General features: G+C 67.7%; 7 protein-coding genes and 1 tRNA gene. 2 read left to right on the top strand and 6 right to left on the bottom strand.

Annotated elements, in window-relative coordinates; all coding sequences use genetic code 11:
- Window positions 1-3: 3 nt before the first annotated feature.
- Complete coding sequence (locus ACUYTF_RS13400) at window positions 4-267, bottom strand: helix-turn-helix domain-containing protein (RefSeq protein ID WP_449279952.1); 264 nt, start codon at window positions 265-267, stop codon at window positions 4-6.
- 248 nt (window positions 268-515) lie between these two features.
- Window positions 516-3,149: a DNA polymerase I gene (gene polA / locus ACUYTF_RS13395; RefSeq protein ID WP_434143610.1), complete on the bottom strand. Its 2,634-nt coding sequence runs from the start codon at window positions 3,147-3,149 to the stop codon at window positions 516-518.
- A gap of 106 nt (window positions 3,150-3,255) precedes the next feature.
- On the opposite strand from polA, the gene ACUYTF_RS13390 reads away from it, so the two are divergent.
- Entirely contained in the window at window positions 3,256-3,666 is a 411-nt protein-coding gene (locus tag ACUYTF_RS13390) for a hotdog fold thioesterase (RefSeq protein ID WP_434143213.1), read from the top strand.
- A 48-nt stretch (window positions 3,667-3,714) separates the two neighbouring features.
- On the opposite strand, the gene ACUYTF_RS13385 is transcribed toward ACUYTF_RS13390, so the two are convergent.
- Window positions 3,715-4,323 carry a response regulator gene (locus ACUYTF_RS13385; protein ID WP_434143212.1) on the bottom strand — a complete coding sequence of 203 codons (609 nt, stop codon included), beginning with the start codon at window positions 4,321-4,323 and terminating at the stop codon, window positions 3,715-3,717.
- 144 nt (window positions 4,324-4,467) lie between these two features.
- On the opposite strand from ACUYTF_RS13385, the gene ACUYTF_RS13380 reads away from it, so the two are divergent.
- Window positions 4,468-4,549: transfer RNA gene (locus ACUYTF_RS13380), tRNA-Leu, on the top strand.
- A 179-nt stretch (window positions 4,550-4,728) separates the two neighbouring features.
- On the opposite strand, the gene ACUYTF_RS13375 is transcribed toward ACUYTF_RS13380, so the two are convergent.
- The 3 genes from ACUYTF_RS13375 to pyk form a co-directional block, all read right to left on the bottom strand.
- Window positions 4,729-5,340 carry a hypothetical protein gene (locus ACUYTF_RS13375; RefSeq protein WP_434143948.1) on the bottom strand — a complete coding sequence of 204 codons (612 nt, stop codon included), beginning with the start codon at window positions 5,338-5,340 and terminating at the stop codon, window positions 4,729-4,731.
- 201 nt (window positions 5,341-5,541) lie between these two features.
- Entirely contained in the window at window positions 5,542-5,832 is a 291-nt protein-coding gene (locus ACUYTF_RS13370) for a DUF4287 domain-containing protein (protein ID WP_434143949.1), read from the bottom strand.
- A 161-nt stretch (window positions 5,833-5,993) separates the two neighbouring features.
- Window positions 5,994-7,466: a pyruvate kinase gene (gene pyk, locus ACUYTF_RS13365; RefSeq protein WP_449279951.1), complete on the bottom strand. Its 1,473-nt coding sequence runs from the start codon at window positions 7,464-7,466 to the stop codon at window positions 5,994-5,996.
- Between the last annotated feature and the right edge of the window lies 1 nt (window position 7,467).

Genomic DNA, 7,467 nt, shown 5'->3' with positions numbered 1-7,467 from the left:
GTCTCAAGCAGGGCACCCGGAGGGCCAGTGGTGTAGCGAGCCACAATCGTCAGGGAACGGCCAACGCCTACCCTGCCAGCCAGTCCCAGACCAGCCAAGAACAAGCCTCACAGTGATGTCGGGATAGGACAGACCGCGCTCCCACTTGGATACGGCCGACTCGGTCACGTGCAGTCGCTCGGCGAGCTGGCGCTGCGTGAAACCGGCAGCGCGACGGTGCTCCGTGACGAACCGTCCGAAATCCTGTTTGGTGATGTCTCTGTTCATGTTCTCGATTCAATCAGCGCGGGCGCGCCGGCCGCCCCGAAACGCGTGATTCTGCGACTCGACCGTTCGGCCAGTCGCAGAATCACGCGGAAGTCGCGCTCGGTTCCGAGCGGCGCCGGCGCGAACCGACACCCCTCACCGGGCCCGAATCGCGGATCCGATACTCGGGCCTGCCTGCGACCTCCTGCGCCTCGCACCGCACGCTGCCAGGCCTCGACGCGACACGGCGAAGATGCAGCAGCTACGCCCTAGTGCGCCGCGGCATTCCAATTCGCGCCGCCGCCGACCTGCACTTCGAGCGGCACCGACAACTCGGCAGCCCCGGCCATCTCTTCGCGCACGAGCGCCTCGAGGGCGTCCCACTCCCCCGCCGAGACCTCGAACATGAGCTCGTCATGGATCTGCAGCAGCATGCGCGAGCGCATCCCCGCCTCGCGCATGCGCGATTCGACCCGGATCATGGCGCGCTTGATGATGTCGGCGGCAGTGCCCTGGATGGGCGAGTTCAGCGCCGCGCGCTCGGCGTTCTCGCGCAGGATGCGGTTCGGGCTCGCGAGATCGGGGAACGGTCGGCGCCGCCCGAAGATGGTCTCGGTGAAGGTATCGCGCTTCGCCTGGTCGACGACCGAGCGGAGGTAGTCGCGCACTCCGCCGAACCGTTCGAAGTAGTCGACCATGAGCTGCTTCGCCTCGGCACCCGTGATGCCGAGCTGTTTCGACAGACCGAAGGCCGACAGACCGTAGGCGAGGCCGTACGACATCGCCTTCACCTTCGAACGCATCTCGTTCGTCACTTCCTCGGGCGGTACGCCGAAGATGCGCGACCCGACGAAGCGATGCAGGTCTTCGCCCGCGTTGAACGCCTCGATGAGGCCTGCGTCGCCCGACAGGTGCGCCATGATGCGCATCTCGATCTGCGAGTAGTCGGCCGTCATCAGGGTCTCGTACTCGGCGTCGTGGATGAAGCCCTCGCGAATCCGGCGGCCCTCTTCCGAGCGCACCGGGATGTTCTGCAGGTTCGGGTCGGTCGACGCGAGCCGCCCCGTGCTGGCACCGGTCTGCAGGAACGTCGTGTGGATGCGGCCGTCGCCCTGCACCGCTTTGATGAGCGTCTCGACCATCTGCCGCATCTTGTTCGCCTCGCGGTGCGAGAGCAGCGCGTCGAGGAACGGGTGCGGGTTCTTGGCCTGGAGGTCGGCGAGCGCTGCCGCGTCGGTCGTGTAGCCGCTCTTCGTCTTGCGGGTCTTCGGCATGTCGAGCTGATCGAAGAGCACCTCCTGCAGCTGCTTCGGCGACGACAGGTTGACTTCGCGGCCGATCGCGTCGAACGCGCGCTGCTCGAGGGCCGCGACACGCTCGCGCAGTTCGGCGTCGTGCGCCTCGAGCAGCGGCAGGTCGATCTCGACGCCGCGCTGCTCGAGCGCCGCGAGCACGCTCACGAGCGGCAGCTCGATGTCGCGGTACACCTCTGCGGTGCGCGATTCGAACCGTTCGAGGATCGCCGCGTGCGTGCGCACGATGTACCAGGCGAGCGCCGCCGAGTCCGAGGTGCTCGCCTCGTCGGGTACGAGCTGGTTCGGGTCGCCGACCGGCACTTCTTCGCCGAGGAACCGCAGAGCGGCCTCGGCGATATTCTTCTCGGCCGTGGCGGGCCGCAGCAGCCATGCCGCGAGCAGCGCGTCGCCGTCGATGCCGCCGATCTCGCAGCCGGCGCGGCGCGCCGCACCGATCTGCTGCTTCGCGTCGAAGAAGATCTTGGGCGCATCGGAGGCGAGCCAGGCCTCGAACTGGGCGTAATCGCGCCCGCCGGGCTGCCACTGGATGAGCGTCGACGCCTCGGCGGTCGCGACGCCCACCTCGAAACCGTCGCCGATCTCGGTGATGCGCACCGCCGGGCGGTCGACCTTCGAGAGCCAGTCGCCGAGCTCCTCGTCGAGCAGCAGCTTCGCCTCGGGCTTCTCGGGCACGAGTGGCGCGGCCGCGGGGCCGCCCGCGCCGGCGCCGGCACCCGTCACCTCGACGCCCGCGAGCTTGCCGACGCGCTGCAGCAGCGTGCGGAACTCGAGCCGCGCGAAGACCTCCTGCACGGCATCCATGTCGATCTCGCCGCGCTTCAGCTCGTCGAGCTCGACATCGAGCTCGACATCGCGCACGAGGCGGTTCAGACGTCGGTTGCGTTCGGCGAGATGCGCGTGCTCGCGCAGACTCTCGCCCACCTTGCCGCCCACCTCGTCCTGGCGCCGCAGGATCTCCTCGAGCGAGCCGAACTGGGTGATCCACTTGACCGCGGTCTTCTCGCCGACGCGCGGGATGCCGGGCAGGTTGTCGCTCGTCTCGCCGACGAGCGCCGCGATCTCGGGGTACTGCTCGGGGCGCACCCCGTAGCGCTCCATGACCTTCTCCGCGTCGTAGCGGGTGAGTTCGCTCACGCCCTGCTTCGACGGGTAGAGCAGCGTCACACGGTCGTCGACGAGCTGGATGGTATCGCGGTCGCCCGAGACGACGAGCACCCGGTACCCGGCGTTCGCCGCGCGGGTCGACAGCGTCGCCAGAATGTCATCGGCCTCGTAGTTCTCCTTCTCGAGGGTGCGGATGCCCATCGCGTGCAGCGCCTCCTGCAGCAGCGGCACCTGCCCCTTGAACTCGACCGGCGTCTCGCCGCGCGTGCCCTTGTACTCCGGGTACTCCTCGGTGCGGAACGAATGCCGCGAGATGTCGAACGCGATGGCGAGCGCATCGGGCCGCTCGTTGCCGAGCAGATTGATGAGCATGGAGATGAAGCCGTGAATGGCGTTCGTGTGCTGGCCGGTGCGGGTCTGGAAGCTATCGACCGGCAGGGCGTAGAACGCTCGGAAGGCCAGGGAATGGCCATCGATGATCATGAGGGTAGGCTGAGGATTCGACACGTGCCAAGCCTACAAGCCGCTCCCGACGATCGGGAGTGCGCCGCTTGGAGTTCGCGCGCGAGCGCATCACGAAGGGATCGGTATGGCCGAAGACCGCCTCGACTACATCCGCTGGCGCGGCATGGGCGCCCTCGCAGACCGCATGGGCATCGAGATGATCGAGTTCACCGAGGAGCGCGCCGTCGCGACCATGCCCGTCGAGGGCAACACGCAGCCGGTCATGCTGCTGCACGGCGGAGCCTACGTGGTGCTCGGCGAGAGCCTCGGCTCGATGCATGCGAACCTGCTCGCCCGCGAAGGCTACGTCGCCGTCGGCGTCGACATCAACGCCACGCACACCGGTTCGGCCACGAAGGGCATCGTCACGGGCGTCTGCCACCCCATCCGCATCGGCAAATCGATTGCCGTGCACGAGATCGTCGTCAGCGACGACGAAGGCCGCCGCTGCTCGACGATTCGCATCACGAACCACTACAAGAAGTTCGAGGCGTAATCCGCCGGCAGGGCGGCCTTGCCCGGGCCCGTGCAGCCCGCGACCGGTTCAGTCCTTCTTCGGGCCGAGCTGGTCGATGATCGTCTTCGCGACGTCCTGCATGGTGAGGCGGCGGTCCATCGACGCCTTCTGGATCCAGCGGAACGCCTCGGGCTCCGAGAGACCCATCTTGTCGTTCAGAATGCCCTTCGCGCGGTCGACCAGCTTGCGCGTCTCGAAGCGCTCGGCCAGGTCGGAGACCTCGCTCTCGAGCGCGACGATCTGCTGGAAGCGCGAGAGCGCGATCTCGATCGCAGGGATCAGGTCGTTCGGGGTGAACGGCTTCACGACGTACGCGAGCGCGCCCGCCTCGCTGGCGCGCTCGACGAGCTCGCGCTGGCTGAACGCGGTCAGCAGCACCACGGGGGCGATGTGATCCTTGTTGATGCGTTCGGCCGCCGAGATGCCGTCGAGTTTCGGCATCTTCACGTCCATCACGACGAGGTCGGGGCGGAGCTCCTCGACGAGGCGCACCGCCTCCTCGCCGTCGCCGGCTTCGCCCACGACATCGAATCCGTTATCGCGAAGAGTTTCGACGATATCGAGACGGATCAGGGACTCATCTTCCGCTACAACGACGCGACGCGGGGTGCTCGATGCGGTGCTCTGGTCATTCACGCACCCCAGTCTAGGACATCGCGGCGCCGCTCTCGTGGGAAAGCGATGAGTCGGCGCGCTGCCCGTGCCCGGATCGGTCCGCGGACTGCGCTAATGTAGTCTCCTGTGCCCCGCGAAACATCGGGGCCGCACCAAGAACGACACGCCGGATTGGTGGAATTGGCAGACACGGCGCACTCAAAATGCGCTGCCGAAAGGTGTGCGGGTTCGAGTCCCGCATCCGGCACCTCCGTCGCTTGCTGCCGCAAGCGACTCCAACCGCCTCCGCGGCACTCGAAGCGGAACTCTCACCGCGAGACGCGCCCTACGGCGCGAGATGACGGCATGCGTACCGCACGCAAGGGCGTGTCTCGTGCACTCGGGGCGTCTCGTGCCGACGCGGCTTCGGAGATGACTCCGAAACGCTCAGTTCTGGGGCTCGAGGAAAGTTCTCAACTCGGTCGCGTCGCCGTCGGCGCGCACCCAGCTCGAGAAATAGAACGTTCCGGCCGGGCCCGTGAGCAAGGTCACTTCGGCCGCCGCCGCGCAGGCGCCCCGGGGGTTGGTCGTGACGTTCTCGGCCAGGCGAACGCGCACGCTCGCCGGCTGCCCCGCGACACGAGAACCATCCTCGATTCCCACCTGGCTCCAGGCGCCCGAGCACTCGAGCTCCACGTACTCGAACGTCCCACCGACAGTGCAGCCGTCGTCGGTCACCGTCGCACGCAGATCGTACTCCGCGCCGTGCGGTTCGATCACATGGCCGCGATAGTCGCGCACCCCGGAGGGGCCGGCCATCCGCAAGTCGCGGCGCACCGACCCGTCTGCGCAGCTGGAGGTCTCCGAGGCCGACGATGCCCCGGCGCTCTGATCGCCCGACGCCTCGGGTTCGGCCGTCTGCGAAGGCCGCCGGTCCGATTCGGCATCCGAATTCTTGGATCCGCCGACATCGACGGAGAGCTGCGCCGAGCACCCCGTTACCGCGAGCACGCCGAACACAGCCGCTGCCGCCCAGGCGCGAAGCAGCCTGGTTCTCAATGCACCATCGTGCTTCAACACCGACATCACAGCCTCCGCATCGATGCCTCACAGGAGAGGCTTCCCCGCACAGGCTACCGGAGAAGCGAGCAACGGAGCGCGCAGCTCATCGATGGCGCGCACGACCGAGCAGCAGTCGCACTGAGCACCGCTCGCGCTACAGCGCCCGGAGCCATTCCGTCCGCCCTGCCCCGTCGGCCGTCACTGCGGCCGAGTCGCCTTGCCGTCGAGCCAGAGCGTATCGGACTCGTCACGATGGGACCCCGTGCTGCCGACGTGCTTGCCGTCGATCTGCGGCCCCTTCTTGATGACGTGGACGAGTGCCATGCCGTGCCCCCGCCCGAGCCCGTACTCCTCTTTCAACCAGTCGAGGATGACCCCCGCCTTGACGTCGGGCGCATCGTATCCGCGGCTCTGGGCGATGTCGATGAATTCGCGGGGCACGAGGCCGGTCTTGTCCTCGATGGTGTCGAGGTACGCCTGGAATGACATCTGCGGGCTCCTTCGGTCGAGTGATCTCGGCGAACCTGTTCAGAGTACCGGCCAGGGCGATGGCATCGGAAGCCTCAGCACAGCACGAGAGGCGCCCTCCAGACCAGTATTGGAGGGCGCCTCTCGTGAACGCCGCAGGCGCGAGGCGGGGTGAACCCGTTCTACTCGGCGGCCGCGGCCTCGATGACGTGCTTGCGGGGCTGCGCGTCGGGCAGCTCGCCCGTCGTCTCCCCCATTCGGTGGATGCGCAGCGTGTTCGTCGAACCGGTGACCCCGGGAGGGGAACCGGCGATGATGAGCACCTTGTCGCCGAGCTCGGCGAGGCCGTGCGAGAGCAGCACCTCGTCGACCTGGTCGAACATCTCATCGGTCGATCCGACGCGGTCGACCTCGTAGCTGTTGGCGCCCCAGGTGAGCTCCATCTTGCGTCGGATGGCGTAACTGGGGGTGAACCCGATGATCGGGATGGGCTTGCGCAGACGCGACATGCGGCGCACGGTGTCGCCGGACTCGGTGAACACGCAGATGAACTTCGCGCCGATGAAGTCCGCGACCTCGGAGGCCGCAAGTGTCAGCGCGCCGCCCTGCGTACGGGGAGCCGTGCCGATGGGGTCGATGCGGTCGAGCGCGTGATCCTCGGTGGCTTCGATGATGCGCGCCATGGTGGCGACGGCCTCGACGGGGTACGCGCCGACGCTCGTCTCGCCCGAGAGCATCACGGCATCCGCACCGTCGAGCACGGCGTTGGCGCAGTCGGAGGCCTCGGCGCGCGTCGGGCGCGGGTTCTCGATCATCGATTCGAAGACCTGGGTCGCCACGATGACCGGCTTGGCGTTGCGTCGCGCGAGCGCGATCGCCTCGGTCTGCACGAGCGGCACGCGCTCGAGGGGCAGCTCGACGCCCAGATCGCCGCGGGCGACCATGATGCCGTCGAATGCGGCGACGATCTCCTCGAGGTTGTCCACTGCCTGCGGCTTCTCGATCTTGGCGATGACGGGGAGGCGCTTGCCCTCCTCCTCCATGATCTCGTGCACCCGGGTGATGTCCGCCGCGTCGCGCACGAACGAGAGCGCGATGTAGTCGGCCCCCAGCTGCAGCGCCCACCGCAGGTCGGCCTCGTCCTTGTCCGACAGCGCAGGCACGTTCACGGCGACGCCGGGCAGGTTGATGCCCTTGTTGTTCGAGATCGCGCCGGGCACCTCGACGACCGTGTAGACGGTGTCGTCGGTCACTCGGGTGGCGCGCAGCGCGACCTTGCCGTCGTCGATGAGCAGCGGGTCGCCGGGGTTCACGTCGCCGGGAAGCCCCTTGTGGGTGGTGCCGCCGATAGTGCGGTCGCCGACGATGTCGCGCGTCGTGATCGCGAACTCGTCGCCCTCGGCGAGTTCGTACGGCCCGTTCTCGAAGGTGGCGAGGCGGATCTTCGGGCCCTGCAGGTCGGTGAGCACCGCGATGGGGCGCGAGACCTCGGCCTCGGCGCGGCGGATATTGCGGTAGATGCCCTCGTGCACGTTGTACGTGCCGTGCGACATGTTGAGACGGGCGACGTTCACGCCCGCCCGGATCAGGTCGAGGGTGTGGTCATAGCTCGATACGGCCGGTCCCCATGTTGCAACGATCTTCGCGTGACGCAAT

The organism is Leucobacter sp. GX0328, from assembly GCF_053567315.1.
This window is presented reverse-complemented; position numbering and strand designations above follow the sequence as displayed.